Raw genomic sequence first — 22564 nt, 5'->3', positions numbered from 1 at the left:
ATGGCTAAGTTGTCCAAGCGCGCCGCCGCTATTGCACAAAAGATCGACCGCACCAAGCTGTACCCGGTCGCTGAAGCCCTGACCCTGGTCAAGGAAACCGCCGTCGCCAAGTTCAATGAATCCATTGACGTGGCCGTGCAACTCGGCATCGACCCGAAGAAGTCGGACCAACTGGTCCGCGGTTCGGTCGTGCTGCCCGCCGGCACCGGCAAGTCGGTCCGCGTCGCCGTGTTCGCCCAAGGCGACAAGGCTGAAGCCGCCAAGGCCGCTGGCGCCGACATCGTTGGTCTGGACGACCTGGCCGACAGCATCAAGGCCGGTCAAATGGACTTTGACGTTGTCATCGCCTCGCCCGACACGATGCGTGTCGTCGGCGCCCTGGGTCAGATCCTGGGCCCGCGCGGCCTGATGCCGAACCCGAAGGTCGGCACCGTGACCCCCGACGTCGCAACCGCTGTGAAGAACGCCAAGGCCGGTCAGGTTCAGTACCGCACCGACAAGGCCGGCATCATCCACGCAACGATCGGCCGCGCGTCGTTCGGCGTGGAACAGCTGCAAACCAACCTGGCCGCTCTGGTCGACGCCCTGCAAAAGGCTCGTCCCGCAGCTGCCAAGGGCATTTACCTGCGCAAGCTCGCCGTTTCGTCCACGATGGGCGGCGGAGCGCGTGTGGAAATTGCCTCGCTGTCGGCTTCCAACTAAGCCAACAGCAGTAAACGTACTTTGGGCTGCATCCGGACCCCTCCGGATGTTGCTGTCAAAGACCGCTGGAGCAGGGCAGTGGAAGGAATCTACCTTCCGCAAGGAAAGCAGCATCGCCGCTGCCCCGCTTAATCCCGGAGCTCACCTAGTCCGGATCCAGCGTAGACGGCGTCCCCAGGAAGAATTCTTTACCCGAAGAACTCGTCCAGGCGCCGCATTCGGTTGACGCGCAAGGCTCCGGCCCCAGGCGTCTTTTGATGGAGTGTTCAAACCGTGAGTCTCAATCGTCAAGAGAAAGCGGTGGTAATCGAGGAAGTCTCGGCGGAAGTCGCCAAGGCCCAATCGATTGTTATCGCTGAGTACCGTGGTCTGGACGTCGCCTCTGTCACCGTACTGCGCAAAACTGCGCGTGAATCGGGCGTGTATCTGCGTGTTCTGAAGAACTCGCTGGCCCGTCGTGCTGTTGCTGGCACGGCTTTCGAGCCGTTGGCTGAGCAACTGACCGGTCCGCTGATCTATGGCATCAGCACTGATCCGGTAGCGGCGGCCAAGGTCATTGCTGGTTTCGCGAAGAGCAACGATAAGCTGGTCATCAAGGCGGGCGCTCTGCCCAACAACTTGCTGAACCAAGAAGGCGTGAAGGCCCTGGCCACCATGCCCTCGCGCGAAGAGTTGCTGTCGAAACTGCTTGGCACCATGCAAGCCCCCATCGCGCAATTCGTGCGTACGCTCAACGAAGTTCCGACCAAGTTCGCCCGTGGCCTCGCTGCCGTGCGCGACCAGAAGGCAGCGGCCTAATCGCCCTGTTGTCCGGAATTCGCTGAACGACGAAGCGACACCCAAACCCTGGCATTACCAAAATATTTGGAGTTCTGAAAAATGGCACTTAACAAAGCTGAAATCCTTGACGCCATCGCTGGCATGACCGTGCTCGAGCTGTCCGAGCTGATCAAGGAAATGGAAGAGAAGTTCGGCGTGTCGGCTGCTGCCGCTGCCGTCGCTGTCGCTGCTCCCGCCGCTGGTGGCGCTGCTGCCGCTGCTGAAGAGCAAACCGAGTTCACCGTCGTCCTGCAAGAAGCCGGCGCGAACAAGGTCAGCGTCATCAAGGCCGTGCGCGAGCTGACCGGTCTGGGTCTGAAGGAAGCCAAGGACCTGGTCGACGGCGCTCCGAAGCCCGTCAAGGAAGCTGTGGCCAAGGCTGACGCCGAAGCCGCCAAGAAGAAGCTGGAAGAAGCTGGCGCCAAGGTCGAAGTCAAGTAAGACCTGCGTCAACTGCCCGGGGACAGCACAGTTTGCAGTCCCCGGGCTTTTGCGTTTCCAGGAAACCCCTACTGGGGGTATGCCCATTCAGTGGGGTTTCCTGGAGTCGTATCACCTGGGGCCGTGGTTGACGGCCCATGCAACCTCGAGTCGGAGTGCTCATGCCTTACTCGTACACCGAAAAAAAGCGCATCCGCAAAAGCTTCGCCAAGCGTGAAGACGTTCAAAACGTTCCTTTCCTTTTGGCGACACAGCTTCAATCCTACCTAACTTTCCTGCAGGCGGATACCGCCCCGTCCGAACGCGTAGCCGACGGTTTGCAGGCGGCGTTCTCGTCGATTTTTCCGATCGTTAGTCACAACGGTATGGCGCGCTTGGAGTTCGTGAGCTATGTGCTCGGCGAACCGGTGTTCGATGTCAAGGAATGTCAGCAACGTGGCCTGACCTATGCCTCGCCCCTGCGAGCCAAGGTCCGCCTGGTGCTGCTTGACCGCGAAGTCAGCAAGCCCACCGTGAAGGAAGTGAAGGAACAGGAAGTCTACATGGGCGAAATTCCGCTCATGACGGGCACGGGTTCCTTCGTCATCAACGGCACGGAGCGTGTCATCGTTTCGCAGCTGCACCGCTCGCCTGGCGTGTTCTTCGAACACGACCGCGGCAAGACGCACAGCTCCGGCAAGCTCCTGTTCTCGGCCCGCGTGATTCCTTACCGCGGCTCGTGGCTGGACTTCGAATTCGACCCGAAGGACGTCCTGTTCTTCCGTGTCGACCGCCGCCGCAAGATGCCTGTCACGATCCTGTGCAAGGCCATCGGCATGACGCCGGAAACCATCCTGGCCAACTTCTTCGACTTCGACAACTTCGAACTGAAGAGCGAAGGCGCGATGATGGAATTCGTGCCTGAGCGTTGGAAGGGCGAAATGGCCCGTTTCGACATCGCCGACCGTTCGGGCAAGGTGATCGTCGAGAAGGACAAGCGCATCAACGCCAAGCACCTGCGCGACCTGGCTGCCGGCGGCATCCAGCGCATCTCCGTGCCGGAAGATTTCCTGTACGGCCGCGTGCTGGCCAAGAACATCGTTGACGAAGATACCGGCGAAGTCATCGCCAACGCCAACGACGAGATCACGGAAAGCGTGCTCGGCGCCTTGCGCGCCGCCAACGTGCACGAGTTCCAGGCGCTCTACACGAACGACCTGGACCGCGGTCCGTACATCTCGCAAACGCTGCGCACCGATGAAACCGCCGACCAGATGGCCGCTCGCGTTGCCATCTACCGCATGATGCGTCCTGGCGAGCCGCCCACCGAAGAAGCGGTGGAAGCGCTGTTCCAGCGTCTGTTCTACAGCGAAGAGACGTACGACCTGTCGCGTGTCGGCCGCATGAAGGTCAACAGCCGTTTGGGCCGTGGTGAGGACATCACCGGCCCGATGACGCTGACCAACGAAGACATCCTTGAAACCATCAAGGTGCTGGTTGAGCTGCGTAACGGCCGTGGCCAGATCGACGACATCGATCACTTGGGTAACCGCCGCGTGCGTTGCGTGGGCGAACTGGCCGAAAACCAGTTCCGCGCCGGCCTCGTGCGCGTCGAGCGCGCCGTCAAGGAACGTCTGGGCCAGGCCGAGACCGAAAACCTGATGCCGCACGACCTGATCAACTCCAAGCCGATCTCGGCTGCCATCAAGGAGTTCTTCGGTTCGAGCCAGCTCTCGCAGTTCATGGACCAGACCAACCCGCTGTCGGAAATCACGCACAAGCGTCGTGTTTCCGCACTGGGCCCGGGCGGTCTGACCCGCGAGCGCGCCGGCTTTGAAGTCCGCGACGTGCACCCGACCCACTACGGCCGTGTCTGCCCGATCGAAACGCCGGAAGGCCCGAACATCGGTCTGATCAACTCCATGGCGCTGTACGCTCGCTTGAACGAGTACGGCTTCCTGGAAACGCCTTACCGCAAGATCATCGACGGCCGCGTCAGCGAGCAGATCGATTACCTGTCGGCCATCGAAGAAAGCCACTACGTCATCGCGCAGGCCAACGCCGCGCTCGACGAAGAAGGCCGTTTCGTGGACGACCTGGTCGCCTGCCGTGAAGCTGGCGAAACGATGCTGACCGCCCCGGCCAACGTGCATTACATGGACGTTGCCCCGTCGCAGATCGTGTCGGTTGCTGCCTCGCTGATTCCGTTCCTGGAACACGACGACGCGAACCGCGCACTGATGGGCGCCAACATGCAACGTCAGGCCGTGCCTTGCCTGCGTCCGGAAAAGCCGGTCGTGGGTACGGGTATCGAGCGCACCGTGGCCGTTGACTCGGGCACCACCGTGCAGGCGCTGCGTGGCGGTCTGGTCGACCACGTCGACGCCGAGCGCGTCGTGATTCGCGTGAACGACGAAGAAAACGTCGCCGGCGAAGTGGGCGTCGACATCTACAACCTGATCAAGTACACGCGTTCCAACCAGAACACGAACATCAACCAGCGTCCGATCGTCAAGCGTGGCGACCGCGTTGCCAAGGGCGACGTGCTGGCTGACGGCGCATCGACCGACCTGGGCGAACTCGCCCTGGGTCAGAACATGCTGATCGCGTTCATGCCCTGGAACGGCTACAACTTCGAAGACTCGATCCTGATCTCCGAAAAGGTCGTGGCGGATGACCGCTACACCTCGGTGCACATCGAGGAACTGACCGTTGTCGCCCGCGATACGAAGCTCGGACCGGAAGAAATCACCCGCGACATCAGCAACCTGGCTGAAACGCAGTTGAACCGTCTGGACGATTCCGGCATCACCTACATCGGCGCCGAAGTCAGCGCCGACGACGTGCTGGTCGGCAAGGTCACGCCCAAGGGCGAAACCCAGCTGACGCCGGAAGAGAAGCTGCTGCGCGCCATCTTCGGTGAAAAGGCGTCCGACGTTAAGGACACCTCGCTGCGCGTGCCCTCGGGCATGACCGGCACCGTGATCGACGTGCAGGTGTTCACGCGTGAAGGCATCGTGCGCGACAAGCGCGCCCAGTCCATCATCGACGATGAACTGCGCCGCTATCGCCAGGACCTGAACGACCAGCTGCGCATCGTTGAAAACGACCAGTTCGATCGTATCGAAAAGATGCTGATCAACAAGACCGTCAACGGCGGCCCGCGCAAGCTGGCCAAGGGCGCGACGATCACCAAGGCCTACCTGGCCGATCTGGATCGCTGGCAGTGGTTCGACATCCGTCTGGCCGACGAGCCGCACGCCGTCGTGCTGGAACAGGCCAAGGAATCGCTCGAGCAGAAGCGTCACCAGTTCGATCTGGCCTTCGAAGAGAAGCGCAAGAAGCTGACGCAGGGCGACGAGCTGCCCCCGGGCGTGCTGAAGATGATCAAGGTCTACCTGGCCGTGAAGCGTCGTCTGCAGCCTGGCGACAAGATGGCAGGCCGTCACGGCAACAAGGGTGTCGTGTCGCGCATCACCCCGGTGGAAGACATGCCCCACATGGCTGACGGCACGCCGGCCGACATCGTTCTGAACCCGCTGGGCGTGCCCTCGCGGATGAACGTCGGCCAGGTGCTGGAAGTTCACTTGGGCTGGGCTGCCAAGGGTGTTGGTCATCGCATCGCCGACATGCTGCGTGACGAGCGCACGGCGCAGGTCAAGAACGTCCGCGCCTACCTGGACAAGGTCTACAACACGACTGGCACCGGCGCGCGCATCGACGAGCTGACCGATGACGAAGTCATGGAAATGGCCCAGAACCTCAAGAACGGCGTGCCGTTCGCGACGCCCGTCTTCGACGGCGCGACCGAAGAGGAAATCACCAAGATGCTGGAATTGGCCTATCCGGACGACGTCGCCGAACGCATGGCGCTGACGCCGTCGCGTACGCAGGCATGGCTGTTCGACGGCCGCACGGGCGAGCAGTTCGAACGCCCCGTGACGGTCGGCTACATGCACTACCTGAAGCTGCACCACTTGGTCGACGACAAGATGCACGCCCGTTCCACCGGCCCGTACTCGCTGGTCACGCAGCAGCCGCTGGGCGGCAAGGCGCAGTTCGGCGGCCAGCGTTTCGGGGAAATGGAAGTGTGGGCGCTGGAAGCATACGGCGCCGCCTACACCCTGCAGGAAATGCTGACGGTGAAGTCGGACGACATCAACGGTCGTACCAAGGTTTACGAGAACATCGTCAAGGGCGACCACGTGATCGATGCCGGCATGCCGGAATCGTTCAACGTTCTGGTCAAGGAAATCCGCTCGTTGGCCCTGGACATGGATTTGGAGCGTAACTAATGAAAGCGCTACTCGACCTCTTTAAGCAAGTCTCGCAAGACGAGCAGTTCGATGCCATCAAGATCGGCATCGCCTCGCCCGAGAAGATCCGTTCGTGGTCCTACGGCGAAGTTCGCAAGCCCGAGACCATCAACTACCGCACGTTCAAGCCTGAGCGTGACGGTCTGTTCTGCTCCAAGATCTTTGGCCCGATCAAGGACTACGAGTGCCTGTGCGGCAAGTACAAGCGCCTGAAGCATCGTGGCGTGATCTGCGAAAAGTGCGGCGTTGAAGTCACCGTCGCCAAGGTTCGCCGTGAACGCATGGGCCACATCGAGCTGGCCAGCCCCGTCGCGCACATCTGGTTCCTGAAGAGCCTGCCGTCGCGTCTGGGCATGGTGCTCGACATGACCCTGCGCGACATCGAACGCGTGCTGTACTTCGAAGCCTGGTGCGTGATCGAACCCGGCATGACGCCGCTCAAGCGCGGCCAGATCATGTCGGACGACGATTTCCTGGCCAAGACCGAGGAATACGGCGACGACTTCCGTGCCCTGATGGGCGCCGAAGCCGTGCGTGAACTGCTGCGCACCATCGACATCGATCGCGAAGTGGAAACGCTGCGCGGCGAACTGAAGGCCACCAGCTCGGAAGCCAAGATCAAGAAGATCTCCAAGCGCCTGAAGGTGCTGGAAGGCTTCCAGAAGTCTGGCATCAAGGCCGAGTGGATGGTCATGGAAGTGCTGCCCGTGCTGCCGCCGGACCTGCGTCCGCTGGTGCCGCTGGACGGCGGCCGCTTCGCGACCTCCGACCTGAACGACCTGTACCGCCGCGTCATCAACCGCAACAACCGCCTGAAGCGTCTTCTGGAGCTCAAGGCGCCTGAGATCATCCTGCGCAACGAAAAGCGCATGCTGCAGGAAGCTGTCGACTCGCTGCTGGACAACGGCCGCCGTGGCAAGGCCATGACGGGCGCCAACAAGCGCCAGTTGAAGTCGCTGGCCGACATGATCAAGGGCAAGAGCGGTCGTTTCCGTCAGAACCTGCTGGGCAAGCGCGTCGACTACTCGGGCCGTTCGGTCATCGTGGTGGGTCCGCAGCTCAAGCTGCATCAGTGCGGCCTGCCCAAGCTGATGGCCCTGGAACTGTTCAAGCCGTTCATCTTCAATCGTCTGGAGATGATGGGCCTGGCCACGACCATCAAGGCTGCCAAGAAACTGGTCGAAAGCCAGGAACCGGTGGTCTGGGACATCCTGGAAGAAGTCATCCGCGAACACCCGGTCATGCTGAACCGTGCGCCGACGCTGCACCGTCTGGGCATCCAGGCGTTCGAGCCGGTGCTGATCGAAGGCAAGGCGATCCAGCTGCACCCGCTGGTTTGCGCGGCGTTCAACGCCGACTTCGACGGTGACCAGATGGCTGTTCACGTGCCGCTGTCGCTGGAAGCCCAGCTGGAAGCGCGTACGCTGATGCTGGCCTCGAACAACGTGCTGTTCCCCGCCAACGGCGAACCGTCGATCGTGCCGTCGCAGGACATCGTGCTGGGTCTGTACTACACGACCCGCGAGCGCATCAACGGCCGTGGCGAAGGCATCTTCTTCATGGACGTCGCTGAAGTCCAGCGCGCCTACGACAACAACGAAGTCGAGCTGCAAAGCCGCATCACCGTGCGCCTGAAGGAACACGAGCGCGACGAGAACGGCGAATGGCAACCGGTCATCCGCCGTCACGAGACGACGGTCGGCCGTGCGCTGCTGTCCGAGATCCTGCCCAAGGGCCTGCCCTTCACCGTCCTGAACAAGGCGCTGAAGAAGAAGGAAATCTCGCGTCTGATCAACCAGTCGTTCCGCCGCTGCGGCCTGCGCGACACGGTGATCTTCGCCGACAAGCTGATGCAGTCGGGCTTCCGCCTGGCCACGCGCGGCGGTATCTCGATCGCCATGGGCGACATGTTGATCCCGACCGCCAAGGAAGGCATCCTGGCCGAAGCCAGCCGCGAAGTGAAGGAAATCGACAAGCAGTACTCGTCGGGTCTGGTCACGTCCCAAGAGCGCTACAACAACGTTGTGGACATCTGGGGCAAGGCTGGCGACAAGGTCGGCAAGGCGATGATGGAACAACTGGCCACCGAGCCCGTGACCAACCGTCACGGCGAGGAAGTGCGCCAGGAATCGTTCAACTCCATCTACATGATGGCTGACTCGGGCGCCCGCGGTTCGGCCGCCCAGATCCGCCAGCTGGCCGGCATGCGCGGCCTGATGGCCAAGCCGGACGGCTCGATTATCGAAACGCCCATTACCGCGAACTTCCGTGAAGGCCTGAACGTACTCCAGTACTTCATCTCCACTCACGGTGCGCGTAAGGGTCTGGCCGACACGGCACTGAAGACCGCGAACTCGGGTTACCTGACCCGCCGTCTGGTCGACGTGACGCAGGATCTGGTCATTACGGAAGACGACTGCGGCACTTCGCAGGGCTACAACATGAAGGCCCTGGTCGAAGGCGGTGAAGTCATCGAACCGTTGCGCGACCGTATCCTGGGCCGCGTGGCTGCTGTGGACATCGTCAATCCGGACACGCAGGAAACGGCCATCGTCGCCGGCACCCTGCTGGACGAAGATCTGGTCGACACCATCGACCGCATCGGCGTGGACGAAGTCAAGGTCCGCACGCCGCTGACCTGCGAAACGCGTCATGGTCTGTGCGCGCATTGCTATGGCCGTGACCTGGGCCGCGGTTCGTCCGTCAACCAGGGCGAGGCCGTCGGCGTCATCGCGGCGCAGTCCATCGGTGAACCGGGCACGCAGCTCACGATGCGTACGTTCCACATCGGTGGTGCGGCGTCGCGTTCGGCGCTGGCCAGCGCGGTGGAAACGAAGTCGACCGGTACGGTCGGCTTTGCCAGCACGATGCGTTACGTCACGAACGCCAAGGGCGAACGTGTCGCGATCTCGCGCTCGGGCGAACTGGCGATCTTCGACGACAACGGCCGCGAACGCGAACGCCACAAGATCCCGTACGGCGCGACCGTGCTGGTGGGCGATGGCGAGGCCGTGAAGGCCGGCGCGCGTTTGGCGACGTGGGATCCGCTGACCCGTCCGATCGTGTCGGAATACGGCGGCGCCGTCCGCTTCGAGAACATCGAAGAAGGCGTGACCGTTGCCAAGCAGGTGGACGAAGTCACCGGCCTGTCGACGCTCGTCGTCATCACGCCCAAGACCCGTGGCGGCAAGATCGTCATGCGTCCGCAGATCAAGCTGGTCAACGAGAACGGCGAAGACGTCAAGATCGCCGGCACCGATCACTCGGTGAACATCTCGTTCCCGGTGGGCGCGCTGATCACGGTGCGCGACGGCCAGCAGGTTGCCGTGGGTGAAGTTCTGGCGCGTATTCCGCAAGAATCGCAAAAGACCCGCGACATTACCGGCGGTCTGCCGCGTGTGGCCGAACTGTTCGAAGCCCGTTCGCCGAAGGACGCCGGCATGCTCGCCGACGTCACCGGTACGGTTTCGTTCGGCAAGGACACCAAGGGCAAGCAGCGTCTGGTCATCACCGACCTGGAAGGCGTGAGCCACGAGTTCCTGATTCCGAAGGAAAAGCAGGTTCTGGTGCACGACGGCCAGGTGGTGAACAAGGGCGAAATGATCGTGGACGGCCCGGCCGATCCCCACGACATCCTGCGCCTGCAAGGCATCGAGAAACTGGCGACGTACATCGTCGACGAAGTGCAGGACGTTTACCGTCTGCAGGGCGTGAAGATCAACGACAAGCACATCGAAGTGATTGTTCGTCAGATGCTGCGCCGTGTGAACATCGTCGATGCGGGCGATACCGAGTTCATCCCGGGCGAGCAGGTCGAGCGCTCCGAGCTGCTGAACGAGAACGACCGCGTCACGGCTGCCGACCTGCGTCCGGCCACGTACGACAACGTGCTGCTGGGTATCACGAAGGCCTCGCTGTCGACCGACTCGTTCATCTCGGCCGCCTCGTTCCAGGAAACCACCCGGGTCCTGACCGAAGCTGCCATCATGGGCAAGCGCGACGACCTGCGCGGCTTGAAGGAAAACGTCATCGTCGGCCGCCTCATCCCGGCGGGTACCGGCCTGGCTTACCACCACGCACGCCGCGACAAGGAACAGCTGGAGGCCGCGGAACGCGAAGCCGCCCGCCAGCAGGCCAACCCGTTCGAGGACGCGCCGGTCACGGTGGGTTCGGACGCCGAGACGCCTGCTTCCGACGTGGGTACCGAGGATTCCGCCGAATAAGCGGAAGTCTCCGGCAGGCTTGCCCCGCGAGGTTCGCGGGCAAGCCTGAAAATCAAAAGGCCGCTGATGAGAATCAGCGGCCTTTTTACTTGCGAAAGAAAGGGTGCGGCAGGACTATTTGGCCGTCTGGGCGCGGGCGCGCTGGAAGGCCGGTCCCCAGACGGGATGGCCAGCTTCGTTGGGCGCCAGTTCGAAGGCCGGATCCAGGACCAGGATGCGCGCGAAACTGTCCTCGCAGAGCTGCGTATAGCGCGTGACGCAGTAGCTGAACGCCTGAAGCTTGTAGGCCTCGATGCGTACCGCTTTGGATGAGGTGGCCAGGGTGTCGGAACGGGCGACGCCGCGGATGACTTCTCCGTAGCGCCCGGCGCTGTACTGGTCGCGCACCTGCTGCAGCTCGGCCAGGGCTTCGGCCGTTGGAGGGCTCTCGGGTTGCAATTTGGAGATGCCCGTGCAACCGGCCAACAGGGCCGATACGCCAAGCAGACTGCTCAGGATGCGAATTTTCATGGCTTCCAAAGATGTAGGATGGTGACGCGGTACGCTATCGTGCCACAGCCTGATGCGCTCGGACATTTTCGGCAATGTCCTGCCGTTGCGGATTGGATAATATTCCGCCTAAATAGCCCCTGAACCTGTTATTGGCGCGTCTGCGCAGCTTCGATGATGTCTACACCCGCCGGCTTGTTGACGCCGCGTGGCCCCTTTTCAGGCGCTGCGCCGTTGGCGCTTCGCCCATTGAGCGCCATTGCTGCCAGCGCAGCGGGCGGGGTGCCGGAATCGCGCATCAAGCGGCTCCTGTCCGACCTTCTGCCTTCGCTTATCGCTTTGCATGCGCAAGGGGAAATCTGCGGCGACATCTCGCTCGAAACCGTGGGCATGGATGAAGGCGCGCGGGCGCATCTGCTGCCCGAACTGGTGGTGGCGCGCTCGCGCCGGGCAAGCAGGACGCCGGCAGCGGGCTTCGCGCCGTTCGAGCTGTACACGGATTCCGTGGAATGGCCGCGCGGACCTTGGACCGACATCTATTCCTTGTGCGCCGTGGCGTACGCGCTGGTGATCGGCAGCCGGCCGCCGCCGGCGCCCGAGCGCCGCGCCCACGACGAATACGAAGCGCTGGCCGACATGGGACTGCCCAAGTACGGACAGGACTTCCTGCGGGTCATCGATGCCGGCCTGGCGATGGACACCAGGGCTCGCCCGCAGTCGTTGGCGGAGCTGGCCAGCCTGCTTGGCGTCGCCGCCTACGACGAACCGGCCGAGCCGGAAGACGAATCGGTAGAGACGGCCAAGCCGCCTCCCGTGGCCGGTTTCGCGCAACGGCGCGAGCCCGCCCGCCGACGCGGTCCGCTGCTGTTCTGGCTGCTGATCCTCGCGTTGATCGGCGCGGGCATCTATGCGTGGTTCCATTGGGGCAAGGGCAGTCCCAATGCGCTGATTACCCGCTCGGAAGTCGTACAGCCTAATCCGCCCGTCGTGCATCCCTTGCCGCAGCCTGCCGCGCCAGTGTCCGCGCCCACGCCCACACCCACGCCAAAACCCGCGCCGGCGGTATCGCAAGCGCCCGCCGACCTGCCGCCCTTGACGGCCGGCGCCGCCGCTGGGGGCCAAGCAACCGCGACGGTCCCGGCCGCCGGGCCGGGTTCGCCGTCTGCGCGCACGCAGGCGGATTCGCCAAGTGCCGCCGAGCCGCCGCCCGCGCCCACGGCGCAGGAAACCGCGCCGTCAGCTTCGGTTGCCGAAGAGGCGCCCAAGCCCAAACCGGTGCCGGTCACCGTGCGGGTGGACATCCGCCCCTGGGGCGAAGTCTGGATCAACGGCGTGGCGCGGGGAATCAGTCCGCCCGTCAAGGAGCTCAAGCTGATTCCGGGCAAGTATCAGGTGGTCGTGCGCAACGCAGACCTGCCGCCCTTTCGCATGACGCTCGAGGTCAGGCCGGGCAAGCCCGCGGTCATCTCGCACACCTTCCAATAGGATCGCGACCTACACCTTTGGCAGGTGCAGGATGAATTCGGAGCCTGCGCCGAGCTCGCTCTGCACTTCGATTCGCCCGCCGTGCCGTCCGGCCACGGTATGCACGAATGCCAGCCCCAGCCCCGCACCGCCAACGTCGTCGCGATTGTCGGCGCCGACACGGGCAAAGGGCTCGAACAGCCGGGCCACGTCCTGCGCCGCGATGCCCTGGCCCTGGTCCTTGATGCGCACGCACCAGAAGCCGTGCTGCTCATCGATGCTGCAATCGACACGCGTGCCGCTCGCGCTGTATTTGATGGCGTTGTCGACCAGATTGCACAGCGCGCGCATCAGCAGTGTCTGCTCGCCGCGCGTGTAGGCGACCGGTAGCGGCGTGCTGGCTTCCAATGCGATGCCGCGCTTGCTGGCGGACGGCCAGAGATCGTCGACGGCGTCCTGCAGCAGCCCGCCCAGATCCAGTTCGATGGTGCTGATCGGCATCGATTCGGCGCGGGTCAGATGCACGAAGTCGTCGACCAGCCTGAGCGTGCGGTTGGCCAGCAGCGCAATGCGCGCGAGCGTGTCGTGCCGTCCTTCCTGCTGCCCGCCTTCCTGCGCCAGTTCCACCAATGCGAGGATCGAGCTTTGCGGCGCGCGCATGTCATGCGAGATGAAGCGCAACGTCTCTTCGCGCTGCCGCTCGGCCTGACGGATGTTGGAAATGTCGGTCAGCGTGGCCACCGTGCCCGCGAACTGGCCCTCGGCCGTGTGGATGGGGGCGCATTTCAGGATCAGGTCGCGGCCAGCCCGGTCGCGCACTTCCAGGTCGGCGCTCCAGGGCGAAGCCGCATCGGCCGGGTGACGGCCACTCAGCGCGTCGGCCACGCGCGCCCGCGCAGCGTCGTCGGCAAGGGTGTGTTCAAGCAGATGCGCCGCCGGCCGGCCGATGCGCGGCGGACGAACGCCAAGTTGCTGGAAGAACATGATGGCGGCCTGGTTGCGAAATCGCACGCGGCCTTCCTGGTCGAACACCAGCGTCGCATCGGGCATGCCGTCGAGCCCGTCAGCCAGGAACCGCCGCAGGTTGCGGACCCGCGCCAGCGCGCGCCGAAGTTCGCCCACCCGGCTCTCCAGCGAGGCGCTGGGATTGGCAAGCTGCACGCGGGCTTCGTTCAGGATCGGCGGGTACTCGCGCCGCAAACGCTGCAACTCCGTGTCCATATAGCGCAGCGCGGCTTCCTGGTTACGCCAGCTCCAGAGCGGATAGCACAGCGCCACGCCCGCCAGCGCCGCGGTGGGCGCGAACCACAGATAGGCGTGGGCCAGTAATAACCAAGCTGCCGCGGGAATGACGGCAAGCAGCGCAAGGGTGACGAGCAGCGCCTTTTTCGGCGCCAGGCGCCACAAGGCCAGGCAGGCCAGCAACACCGGCAACGCCGCGAACAGCGCGCTCCACGCAGCCGGCGGCCGCTGGAATGCGATGTCGTCGCGCGCGGCCTGCAGGACGTTGGCGACGATCTCCACGCCCGATATGCCGTTGGCGTCGTGCGACACCGGCGTCGGGTAATCGTCGCCCAGGCCGGTGGCCCACGCACCCACGAGCACATATTTGCCGCGCAGGTCTTCCGGCCGCAGGTCGCCGCGCAGCACCGAAAGGTACGACACCGTCCGCACATGGCCGGGAGGACCCGCATACGGAATCAGGATGCGGCCGTCGGCATCGGCGCGCTTGAGCAGACGTTGCGCCTCGCCGGCTTGGCCGCCAACTTCCAGCATCGAGATGGCCAGGTGGTTGCGGCGATCTCCGGCAAACTGCGCGGTGAGGGCGGCTTCGCGCACGACGCCGTCCGGGTCGATGACCGCATTGATGAAGCCTGTGGAGGCGGACGCTTGCGCCAGTTCCGCAATGGGCAATCCGATGGCCGTCGGGTTCTTCAGGCGGTCCAGCACCACCGGCAGCACGGTATGCCCATTGCGACGGATGCTGTCTGCAAGAATTGCATCGTCGTCGGCATTGATCTTGTCGGGTTCCGCAAAGATGAGATCCAATCCCACGGCGCGCGCGCCGGTCAGCCGGTCGAGCAGGGCGGCGTGGATGGCGCGCCGCCACGGCCAGCGGCCCAGCGCGTCGATACTGGCGTCGTCGATCGCCACGATCAGGATATCCGGGTCGGCGGGCCTGCCCGTCAGCATGACCGCGCGGTCATAGAAGACCTGGTCCAGACGGCCCAGGCCGTTGAACGCGCCCAGAAACGCCGCCAGCGCCGCCAGCGCCAATGTCAGCCACAGGCCGGACCGCCAGGACCGGTCGAGCGAGTCGGCGGCGTCGGGCATGGCGGGTGCCTTAGTACGCGGTCAGCGTCACAAGGCCGCCGGAGCCGCTCGCCACGCCAAGCCCGTACGACGTCATCAGCATGTTCGCGCCCTCGAACGACTGCACCGAATCCGTTCCGTGAAGGCCGATGGCATCGACGGCGCGCACCGATACGTAGAACGTGCCGGGGCCGGGGGCGGAAAAGCGGATGTCGGGGGTCGGAAAGCTGGCGGAAGAAACGGGCAGCAGGCCTTCGGCATCGCGCGAGACGCGCACCAGATAGCTTTGCGCGCCTTCGACGGGGGCGAAGGGGATCGACCACGTGCCGCCTGCGCGAACCGGCTCGCCCAATTGCGGCGCAGCCAGCAGCGGACGTACGCCCGACATGGCGCCGTCGGCGCCCACCGCGGCGCCGAACCCTTGCGCCACCGCGACCGGTTTGGCGGGCGCGTCGCCGGGCGCCTGCGCCTGCAGGCGCACACTGCCTTGCAAAACTTCGCTATGCACGCCCTGCGCGCTGCGCTGCACGCGAAAGCGCGTTCCGCGCACACCCGTCACCGCAACCGGCGTGCGGATCTCGAAACGGCCCACGCCCTGACCCGCGGGCGCGACGCTGGATTCCACGCTGCCGCGGCGCACGTTGATCACCGAATCCGTCAGCGCGGTGCCCTCGAACTGCCGCAGGCGGGTAAGGTCCACGGCGCCGCTGGACGGCAGCGTGAGGCGGGATCCGTCGGCAAGTTGAAGCGTGACGAAGCCGTCGGGGGCGGTCTCCAGCGTGCTGCCTTCGGTCACGGGCGTGCCGGGCTGCACGGGCTTGCCATTCAGGACTGCGCGGCCGCTCACGTGCACCACCTGCGCCTGCGCGTCGCGCACGGGAATCATGGCAAGCGGGATATGCAACTCCAACCCGATGGGCAGTGTTTCGGGCGTGACGATCTTGTTCAGCGTCTGCAGCCGGTTCCAGTTGGCCGGGCTGCGCGTGTACCGCGAGGCCAAATCAATCAGCGTATCGCCGGGACGGACCCGGTGGATGAAGTCGTCGCCCAATGCGCCCGCTGGCTGACCGCGCGCGGGGGCGGTGAGCGTGATGCAGGAAACCAGGACAAGCAAACAAAGCGCGCGGAAGCGGCTCATGGCAAACGATTCTCCAGGGAGTCGGGCAACGCAGCTACAGCGAAAGGGTCTGGCCGTCGTCGGTCGGGCTGACCAGTTCAAGCCGGTAGCCAAGTGCATAAGAGGAGGTCAGCCGCACACCGTGCTGCGGACGAAGCTGGAGCTTTTGCCGGATGTTCGACAGGTGGGTGTCCAGCGTGCGCGAGGTGGCGGGGATTTCCCGGTTCCAGACGCACTCGGCCAGCACATCGCGCGACATCAGCCGCCCAATGTTGCGAAAGAACAGCAGCGCCAGTTCGAATTCCTTCGGCGCCAGCGTAATGGCCACGTCGTCCAGCGTAATGACGCGTGCGGCGGGATCGACACGGTATCGCGCGACTTCGATGGTCTGGTCCACGGGCTCGGCGATCTGGCTGCGGCGCAGCAGCGCCGCGACCCGGGCCAGAAGTTCCAGGGGACGCATCGGTTTGACGATGTAGTCGTCCGCGCCCGCGCGCAAGCCCTCGACCAAGTCATCTTCGGCCGATCGGTTGGTCAGGAAAATCACAGGGATGCGCGCGCCGATATGGGTGCGCAACCAGCGGACCACGTCGTCGCCGTCGATATCGGGCAGGTGCCAGTCCAGCAGCACCAGGTCGAACGCTTCGGTACGCAAAGCCGCGAGCAGATCGCGGCTTTGGTGGTAACTGGTGCAAGCATAGCCGGCGGCGGTCAGAACCTGCTGGATGCGCCGAGCCTGATCCAGGTCGTCTTCCAGCGACGCGATTTTCATTAGACGAGTTCTCGCGAAAGTTGGCTGCGCAGGCGCGCGTGTGGCGACCTAGCAAAACGAAGGGGGGCGGATTTATGTAAACGAATGATAACTCGGGAAAACCCTTCCGCGGCTACGTTATGGCAAGAACTGTCAAACATTGCAAAGTTGACGAATCTTGACTGGAGTTGTTGCGTTAACGAGCGCCACACTGTTCCAACGATGTCACCAGCCGCGACACAGCAGGCGGTGCAAGGGGAGGGAACGCAGATCGGGACAGATATGAATCAATTGCGCATACTTGTGATGTCTCCGGACGAGGCCGTACGGGGTTCGTCCGTATCCACGCTGCTGCAGGCCGGCATCTCGGCCCGCGGCTGCTCCACTACGCTGGAATTGTTCGGCCTGCTCAGCGGCGGGCATTTCGACGCCGTGGTCCTGGACATCGGCGCATCAGGTGAAATCGGCTACGCCCTTGTCGCCCGCTTGCATGGCTCCGCGCCGCTAGGCATCGTGGTCGTCGGCAAGAACATGTCCGTGGATAACCGCCTGCGCTGTCTTCAGAGCGGCGCCGATGCGTGTCTGCCAGACCCCCAGGATCCACGCGAACTCGTCTGCATCCTTCTCGCCCTTGCGCGCCGGCTGCCCGCCAACGCTGAGCCGGCCGACGCGCGCGAGACGGGCAGCGGGCAATGGGAGCTGCGCGACCAGGGTTGGACGCTGGTGGCGCCGACTGGCGTGACGCTATCCCTGTCTGCCAACGAACGTCTCATCGTGCGGGCTTTGCTGAACGTGGCCGGCAAGGCCGTGGGCCGCGACGTGCTGGGCAGCGAATTGCAGGCGGAAGGGGGCGGAGCGCGCGCCAGCAGCGCGCGCAGCATCGACGTCATCGTCAGCCGATTGCGGCGCAAGGCCGAGCACGCCGGCGTGGTGTTGCCGATCCGCACCGTCTACGGCAGCGGCTATCTATTTACTGATCGCTGAGCGCGCAAGGGGGTACACTCCTCCAATCCAGAACGTGGGGCAGGAATTGCTCGCAGCCCGGTCCGCGAGCACTGCGGTATCAAGCACCGGATTTGGCCGCTGGGTCCGCCAGCCGCCTTTGTCGGCCGGCTTTGTCCCTGGGGTTTGCCCCTTACATGGCCCCATTTTTCGTCAGCCGCAGCCAACTGCCCGGCTTTTGCCGGCAACGCGCGGCTTGGCGACACTTACAAAAAACTTTGACAGTAGCCCTTCATCTCAGTTATGCTAAAGGGCTTACTGCTTTATTTCGCGCGCAAAATCAGCACGCTCAGGCAGACAGTTCAGGGTCATGGTCGAAGGTGCGTCACGAGCCTTTTGTCCTTGCTCCAGCTAGTAGCAACTGTTTTTCTGGCTGCCCCCGATTTTGTGCGTTTGTCATGGTTTGTTGGCAAGCCCGCTCTTTTACGTATTTGAACGTTTGAGGCGGTTTTGCGCGAACTGCCTTCTCCGAAAGCTCACCCGCTCCAGGAGACGAGTACGTAAGTACTTACCAGTGGTACGTAAAAGGGATTTCAAAGGTCATGCCTACCATTAGCCAACTCGTGCGCAAGCCGCGCGAAGTCAGCATCATCAAAAGCAAGAGCCCCGCGCTCGAAAACTGCCCGCAACGCCGCGGCGTGTGCACCCGCGTGTACACCACCACCCCCAAGAAGCCGAACTCCGCTCTGCGTAAGGTTGCCAAAGTGCGTCTGACCAACGGTTACGAAGTCATTTCGTACATCGGCGGTGAAGGCCACAACCTGCAAGAGCACTCGGTGGTTCTGGTGCGTGGCGGCCGTGTGAAGGACTTGCCCGGTGTGCGTTACCACATCGTGCGCGGTTCCCTTGACCTGCAAGGCGTCAAGGACCGTAAGCAAGCCCGCTCGAAGTACGGCGCCAAGCGCCCGAAGAAGGCTTAATTACAAGTCAGCAGTACCCCCACGTGACGGAAGTCCGTCACCCGGGAAGTGCGACCGCGCCATCCAGATGATGGGAAGGTGCGCGGCACGTAAGGGGTCGTCCCAATGGGCGGCCATGGCCGTGTAATGAAACACGGTTCAACTGAACAGACACAAGGAAGCAACAATGCCCCGTCGTCGCGAAGTACCCAAGCGCGAGATTCTGCCCGATCCCAAGTTCGGCAGCGTCGAGCTCGCCAAGTTCATGAACGTCGTCATGCTGGACGGCAAGAAGGCCGTCGCCGAGCGCATCGTTTACGGCGCCCTCGAGCAAGTCGCCACCAAGACCGGCAAGGAGCCGATCGAGGTGTTCAGCCTGGCGATCAACAACATCAAGCCGATCGTCGAAGTGAAGAGCCGCCGCGTTGGCGGTGCCAACTACCAAGTGCCGGTTGAAGTGCGCCCCGTGCGCCGCCTGGCCCTGGCTATGCGTTGGCTCCGTGAAGCCGCCAAGAAGCGTGGCGAGAAGTCGATGGATCTGCGTCTTGCTGGCGAACTGATCGACGCCTCCGAAGGTCGTGGCGCCGCGATGAAGAAGCGCGAAGACACGCACAAGATGGCAGAGGCCAACAAGGCCTTCAGCCATTTCCGCTGGTAATTTAAGGATTAATCCACCATGGCCCGCAAAACCCCGATCGAGCGCTATCGCAACATTGGTATCTCTGCGCACATCGATGCAGGGAAGACCACCACGACCGAACGTATCCTGTTCTACACCGGCGTCAATCACAAGATTGGCGAAGTGCATGATGGCGCAGCCACCATGGACTGGATGGAGCAAGAGCAAGAGCGTGGCATCACCATTACGTCGGCTGCTACGACGGCGTTTTGGCGTGGCATGGCCGGCAACTACCCCGAGCACCGCATCAACATCATCGACACCCCGGGACACGTGGACTTCACCATCGAGGTGGAACGTTCCATGCGCGTCCTGGACGGTGCTTGCATGGTCTACTGCGCGGTGGGCGGTGTTCAGCCCCAGTCCGAAACCGTGTGGCGCCAAGCCAACAAGTACGGCGTGCCGCGTCTGGCCTTCGTCAACAAGATGGACCGCACCGGCGCCAACTTCTTCAAGGTCTATGACCAACTGAAGAACCGCCTGCGCGCCAATCCCGTGCCGATCGTCATTCCCATCGGCGCCGAAGACACGTTCCAAGGCGTGGTCGACCTGGTCAAGATGAAGGCGATCATTTGGGACGAAGCCAGCCAAGGCACCAAGTTCGACTACAAGGACGTTCCGGCCGAGCTGGAAGGTCTGGCGAACGAATGGCGCGAAAAGCTGGTTGAGGCTGCTGCCGAGTCGTCGGAAGAGCTGATGAACAAGTACCTGGAAACGGGTTCCTTGGAAGAAGCCGAAATCAACCTGGCCATCCGTCAACGCACCATCGCTGGCGAAATCCAGCCGATGCTGTGCGGCACCGCCTTCAAGAACAAGGGCGTGCAGCGCATGCTGGACGCGGTCATCGACTACCTGCCTTCGCCCGTGGACATTCCCCCGGTCGACGGTCAGGACGACGATGGCAACGCCATCCAGCGCAATGCCGACGACTCCGAGAAGTTCTCGGCCCTGGCATTCAAGCTGATGAGCGATCCGTTCGTGGGTCAATTGACCTTCGTGCGTGTGTACTCGGGCGTCCTGAAGTCGGGCGACACGGTCTACAACCCCATCAAGGGCAAGAAGGAACGTATCGGCCGCATTCTGCAGATGCACGCGAACAACCGCGAAGAAATCAAGGAAGTGTTGGCGGGCGACATCGCCGCCGTGGTCGGCCTGAAGGACGTGACCACCGGCGAAACGCTGTGCGACATCGACTCCCACATCCTGCTCGAACGCATGATTTTCCCGGAGCCCGTGATTTCGCAGGCCGTCGAGCCGAAGTCGAAGGCTGACCAGGAAAAGATGGGTCTGGCGCTGTCGCGTCTGGCTCAGGAAGATCCGTCGTTCCGCGTGCGCAGCGACGAAGAATCCGGCCAAACCATCATTTCCGGCATGGGCGAGCTGCACCTGGAAATTCTGGTCGACCGCATGAAGCGCGAATTCGGCGTGGAAGCCAACGTCGGCAAGCCGCAGGTGGCCTACCGCGAAACGATCCGCAAGGTCTGCGAAGAAGTCGAAGGCAAGTTCGTCAAGCAGTCGGGCGGTCGCGGCCAGTACGGTCACGTGGTCCTGAAGGTCGAGCCCCTCGCTCCTGGCGGTGGCTACGAATTCGTCGACGCCATCAAGGGCGGTGTGGTTCCTCGCGAATACATCCCCGCGGTGGACAAGGGCATCCAGGAAACGCTGCCTTCGGGCATCCTGGCCGGCTACCCGGTCGTGGACGTCAAGGTCACCCTGTTCTTCGGTTCGTACCACGATGTGGACTCGAACGAAAACGCGTTCAAGATGGCCGGTTCGATGGCATTCAAGGAAGGCATGCGCAAGGCTAGCCCCGTGCTGCTGGAACCGATGATGGCCGTCGAAGTCGAAACGCCGGAAGACTACGCTGGCACCGTGATGGGCGATCTGTCCTCGCGTCGCGGCATGGTCCAAGGCATGGATGACATGGTCGGCGGTGGCAAGACCATCAAGGCCGAAGTGCCCCTGGCCGAGATGTTCGGTTACGCCACGAACCTGCGTTCGCTGACGCAAGGCCGTGCCACGTACACGATGGAATTCAAGCATTACTCCGAGGCCCCCAAGAACGTCGCTGACGAAGTCATCGCCGCTCGGGCCAAGTAAATAACCCTTGCCGGGTCCGTCCAACCGGACGGCCCCGGCAGATATCAAGTTTCCTTGAAAGTCAAAGGATAGAGATCATGGCAAAAGGCAAGTTTGAACGTACCAAGCCGCACGTGAACGTGGGTACGATTGGTCACGTTGACCACGGCAAAACGACGTTGACGGCGGCGATCACGACCGTTCTGTCGACCAAGTTCGGCGGCGAAGCCAAGGGCTACGACCAGATCGATGCAGCTCCTGAAGAAAAGGCACGCGGCATTACCATCAACACGGCTCACGTCGAGTACGAAACGGAAACGCGTCACTACGCGCACGTTGACTGCCCGGGCCACGCCGACTACGTCAAGAACATGATCACGGGCGCTGCCCAGATGGACGGCGCGATCCTGGTCGTGTCGGCCGCTGACGGCCCCATGCCGCAAACGCGCGAGCACATCCTGCTGAGCCGCCAGGTTGGCGTGCCGTACATCATCGTCTTCCTGAACAAGGCTGACATGGTTGACGACGCCGAGCTGCTCGAGCTGGTGGAAATGGAAGTTCGCGAACTGCTGTCCAAGTACGACTTCCCGGGCGACGACACCCCGATCGTCAAGGGTTCGGCCAAGCTGGCGCTGGAAGGCGACAAGGGCGAACTGGGCGAACAGGCCATCCTGTCGCTGGCTGCTGCGCTGGATTCGTACATCCCGACGCCTGAGCGTGCCATCGACGGCGCGTTCCTGATGCCGGTTGAAGACGTGTTCTCGATCTCGGGTCGCGGCACCGTGGTGACCGGCCGTATCGAACGCGGCATCATCAAGGTCGGCGAAGAAATCGAAATCGTCGGTATCGTTCCGACGGTCAAGACGACCTGCACGGGCGTGGAAATGTTCCGCAAGCTGCTGGACCAAGGTCAAGCTGGCGACAACGTGGGCATCCTGCTGCGCGGCACCAAGCGTGAAGACGTCCAGCGCGGCCAAGTTCTGGCCAAGCCGGGCTCGATCACCCCGCACACGGACTTCACGTCCGAGGTGTACATCCTGTCCAAGGAAGAAGGCGGCCGCCACACCCCGTTCTTCAACGGCTATCGTCCCCAGTTCTACTTCCGCACGACGGACGTGACCGGCACGATCGACCTGCCGGCCGACAAGGAAATGGTTCTGCCGGGCGACAACGTGACGATGACCGTCAAGCTGCTGGCCCCGATCGCCATGGAAGAAGGTCTGCGTTTCGCCATCCGTGAAGGCGGTCGTACCGTCGGCGCCGGCGTCGTCGCCAAGATCCTGAAGTAATT

At 63.2% G+C, this 22564-nt stretch carries 15 protein-coding genes; 11 read left to right on the top strand and 4 right to left on the bottom strand.

Going from position 1 to position 22564, the window contains the following annotated elements; genetic code table 11:
* The 5 genes from rplA (at position 1) to rpoC (ending at position 10480) form a co-directional block, all read left to right on the top strand.
* A complete protein-coding gene (gene rplA, locus LN047_RS28395) occupies positions 1–702 on the top strand; it encodes a 50S ribosomal protein L1 (RefSeq protein ID WP_056320726.1) in 702 nt (233 codons plus the stop codon).
* Between the two features lie 273 nt (positions 703–975).
* Positions 976–1500, top strand: coding sequence for a 50S ribosomal protein L10 (gene rplJ, locus LN047_RS28390; protein WP_056320723.1), 525 nt, complete (start codon positions 976–978; stop codon positions 1498–1500).
* An 81-nt stretch (positions 1501–1581) separates the two neighbouring features.
* Positions 1582–1962: a 50S ribosomal protein L7/L12 gene (gene rplL / locus LN047_RS28385; RefSeq protein WP_008157777.1), complete on the top strand. Its 381-nt coding sequence runs from the start codon at positions 1582–1584 to the stop codon at positions 1960–1962.
* Between the two features lie 161 nt (positions 1963–2123).
* The gene (gene rpoB, locus LN047_RS28380; RefSeq protein WP_142052175.1) at positions 2124–6236 is read left to right on the top strand and encodes a DNA-directed RNA polymerase subunit beta; all 4113 of its coding nucleotides are present in this window, start codon (positions 2124–2126) and stop codon (positions 6234–6236) included.
* Complete coding sequence (rpoC, locus tag LN047_RS28375) at positions 6236–10480, top strand: DNA-directed RNA polymerase subunit beta' (RefSeq protein ID WP_175156981.1); 4245 nt, start codon at positions 6236–6238, stop codon at positions 10478–10480. The genes rpoB and rpoC overlap by 1 nt, the downstream gene beginning before the upstream one ends.
* A 114-nt stretch (positions 10481–10594) precedes the next feature.
* On the opposite strand, the gene LN047_RS28370 is transcribed toward rpoC, so the two are convergent.
* Complete coding sequence (locus LN047_RS28370) at positions 10595–10990, bottom strand: TssQ family T6SS-associated lipoprotein (RefSeq protein WP_280001453.1); 396 nt, start codon at positions 10988–10990, stop codon at positions 10595–10597.
* Positions 10991–11146: 156 nt separating this feature from the next.
* Between LN047_RS28370 and LN047_RS28365 the strand changes: the two genes are divergently transcribed.
* The gene (locus LN047_RS28365; RefSeq protein ID WP_373980828.1) at positions 11147–12454 is read left to right on the top strand and encodes a serine/threonine protein kinase; all 1308 of its coding nucleotides are present in this window, start codon (positions 11147–11149) and stop codon (positions 12452–12454) included.
* A 9-nt stretch (positions 12455–12463) separates the two neighbouring features.
* Here the strand turns inward: LN047_RS28365 and LN047_RS28360 are convergent, their stop codons facing one another.
* The 3 genes from LN047_RS28360 to LN047_RS28350 are packed head-to-tail and all read right to left on the bottom strand — an operon-like array spanning position 12464 to position 16635.
* A complete protein-coding gene (locus LN047_RS28360; protein ID WP_373980827.1) occupies positions 12464–14767 on the bottom strand; it encodes a CHASE2 domain-containing protein in 2304 nt (767 codons plus the stop codon).
* A 10-nt stretch (positions 14768–14777) separates the two neighbouring features.
* Complete coding sequence (locus LN047_RS28355; protein WP_373980826.1) at positions 14778–15884, bottom strand: FecR domain-containing protein; 1107 nt, start codon at positions 15882–15884, stop codon at positions 14778–14780.
* 34 nt (positions 15885–15918) lie between these two features.
* The gene (locus LN047_RS28350) at positions 15919–16635 is read right to left on the bottom strand and encodes a response regulator transcription factor (RefSeq protein WP_223573695.1); all 717 of its coding nucleotides are present in this window, start codon (positions 16633–16635) and stop codon (positions 15919–15921) included.
* A 285-nt stretch (positions 16636–16920) separates the two neighbouring features.
* Between LN047_RS28350 and LN047_RS28345 the strand changes: the two genes are divergently transcribed.
* The 5 genes from LN047_RS28345 to tuf all read left to right on the top strand — a co-directional run bounded on the left by LN047_RS28345 (position 16921) and on the right by tuf (position 22562).
* On the top strand, positions 16921–17598 hold the full coding sequence (locus LN047_RS28345) for a response regulator transcription factor (RefSeq protein ID WP_373980825.1): 678 nt from the start codon (positions 16921–16923) through the stop codon (positions 17596–17598).
* Between the two features lie 560 nt (positions 17599–18158).
* Positions 18159–18536 carry a 30S ribosomal protein S12 gene (gene rpsL / locus LN047_RS28340; protein ID WP_005017264.1) on the top strand — a complete coding sequence of 126 codons (378 nt, stop codon included), beginning with the start codon at positions 18159–18161 and terminating at the stop codon, positions 18534–18536.
* A gap of 166 nt (positions 18537–18702) precedes the next feature.
* Entirely contained in the window at positions 18703–19173 is a 471-nt protein-coding gene (gene rpsG, locus LN047_RS28335) for a 30S ribosomal protein S7 (protein WP_006389600.1), read from the top strand.
* A gap of 18 nt (positions 19174–19191) precedes the next feature.
* Entirely contained in the window at positions 19192–21294 is a 2103-nt protein-coding gene (gene fusA, locus LN047_RS28330; protein WP_056320702.1) for an elongation factor G, read from the top strand.
* Positions 21295–21371: 77 nt separating this feature from the next.
* Complete coding sequence (gene tuf / locus LN047_RS28325; RefSeq protein ID WP_063953628.1) at positions 21372–22562, top strand: elongation factor Tu; 1191 nt, start codon at positions 21372–21374, stop codon at positions 22560–22562.
* Positions 22563–22564: the final 2 nt, after the last annotated feature.

Source organism: Achromobacter sp. JD417 (assembly GCF_041879325.1).
Classification (GTDB): domain Bacteria; phylum Pseudomonadota; class Gammaproteobacteria; order Burkholderiales; family Burkholderiaceae_B; genus Achromobacter; species Achromobacter mucicolens.
Note: the sequence above shows the minus strand (reverse complement) of the source record. Positions and strands in the feature narration are given on the sequence as shown.

What these genes read in the sequence shown, in the direction of transcription:
- LN047_RS28350 (WP_223573695.1), bottom strand. Translation starts at nt 16,635, where the DNA reads ATGAAAATCGCGTCGCTGGAAGACGACCTGGATCAGGCTCGGCGCATC.
- LN047_RS28355 (WP_373980826.1), bottom strand. Translation starts at nt 15,884, where the DNA reads ATGAGCCGCTTCCGCGCGCTTTGTTTGCTTGTCCTGGTTTCCTGCATC.
- rpoB (WP_142052175.1), top strand. Translation starts at nt 2,124, where the DNA reads ATGCCTTACTCGTACACCGAAAAAAAGCGCATCCGCAAAAGCTTCGCC.
- tuf (WP_063953628.1), top strand. Translation starts at nt 21,372, where the DNA reads ATGGCAAAAGGCAAGTTTGAACGTACCAAGCCGCACGTGAACGTGGGT.
- rplL (WP_008157777.1), top strand. Translation starts at nt 1,582, where the DNA reads ATGGCACTTAACAAAGCTGAAATCCTTGACGCCATCGCTGGCATGACC.
- rplA (WP_056320726.1), top strand. Translation starts at nt 1, where the DNA reads ATGGCTAAGTTGTCCAAGCGCGCCGCCGCTATTGCACAAAAGATCGAC.
- LN047_RS28360 (WP_373980827.1), bottom strand. Translation starts at nt 14,767, where the DNA reads ATGCCCGACGCCGCCGACTCGCTCGACCGGTCCTGGCGGTCCGGCCTG.
- rpsG (WP_006389600.1), top strand. Translation starts at nt 18,703, where the DNA reads ATGCCCCGTCGTCGCGAAGTACCCAAGCGCGAGATTCTGCCCGATCCC.
- rpsL (WP_005017264.1), top strand. Translation starts at nt 18,159, where the DNA reads ATGCCTACCATTAGCCAACTCGTGCGCAAGCCGCGCGAAGTCAGCATC.
- LN047_RS28365 (WP_373980828.1), top strand. Translation starts at nt 11,147, where the DNA reads ATGTCTACACCCGCCGGCTTGTTGACGCCGCGTGGCCCCTTTTCAGGC.
- LN047_RS28345 (WP_373980825.1), top strand. Translation starts at nt 16,921, where the DNA reads ATGTCTCCGGACGAGGCCGTACGGGGTTCGTCCGTATCCACGCTGCTG.
- LN047_RS28370 (WP_280001453.1), bottom strand. Translation starts at nt 10,990, where the DNA reads ATGAAAATTCGCATCCTGAGCAGTCTGCTTGGCGTATCGGCCCTGTTG.
- rpoC (WP_175156981.1), top strand. Translation starts at nt 6,236, where the DNA reads ATGAAAGCGCTACTCGACCTCTTTAAGCAAGTCTCGCAAGACGAGCAG.
- fusA (WP_056320702.1), top strand. Translation starts at nt 19,192, where the DNA reads ATGGCCCGCAAAACCCCGATCGAGCGCTATCGCAACATTGGTATCTCT.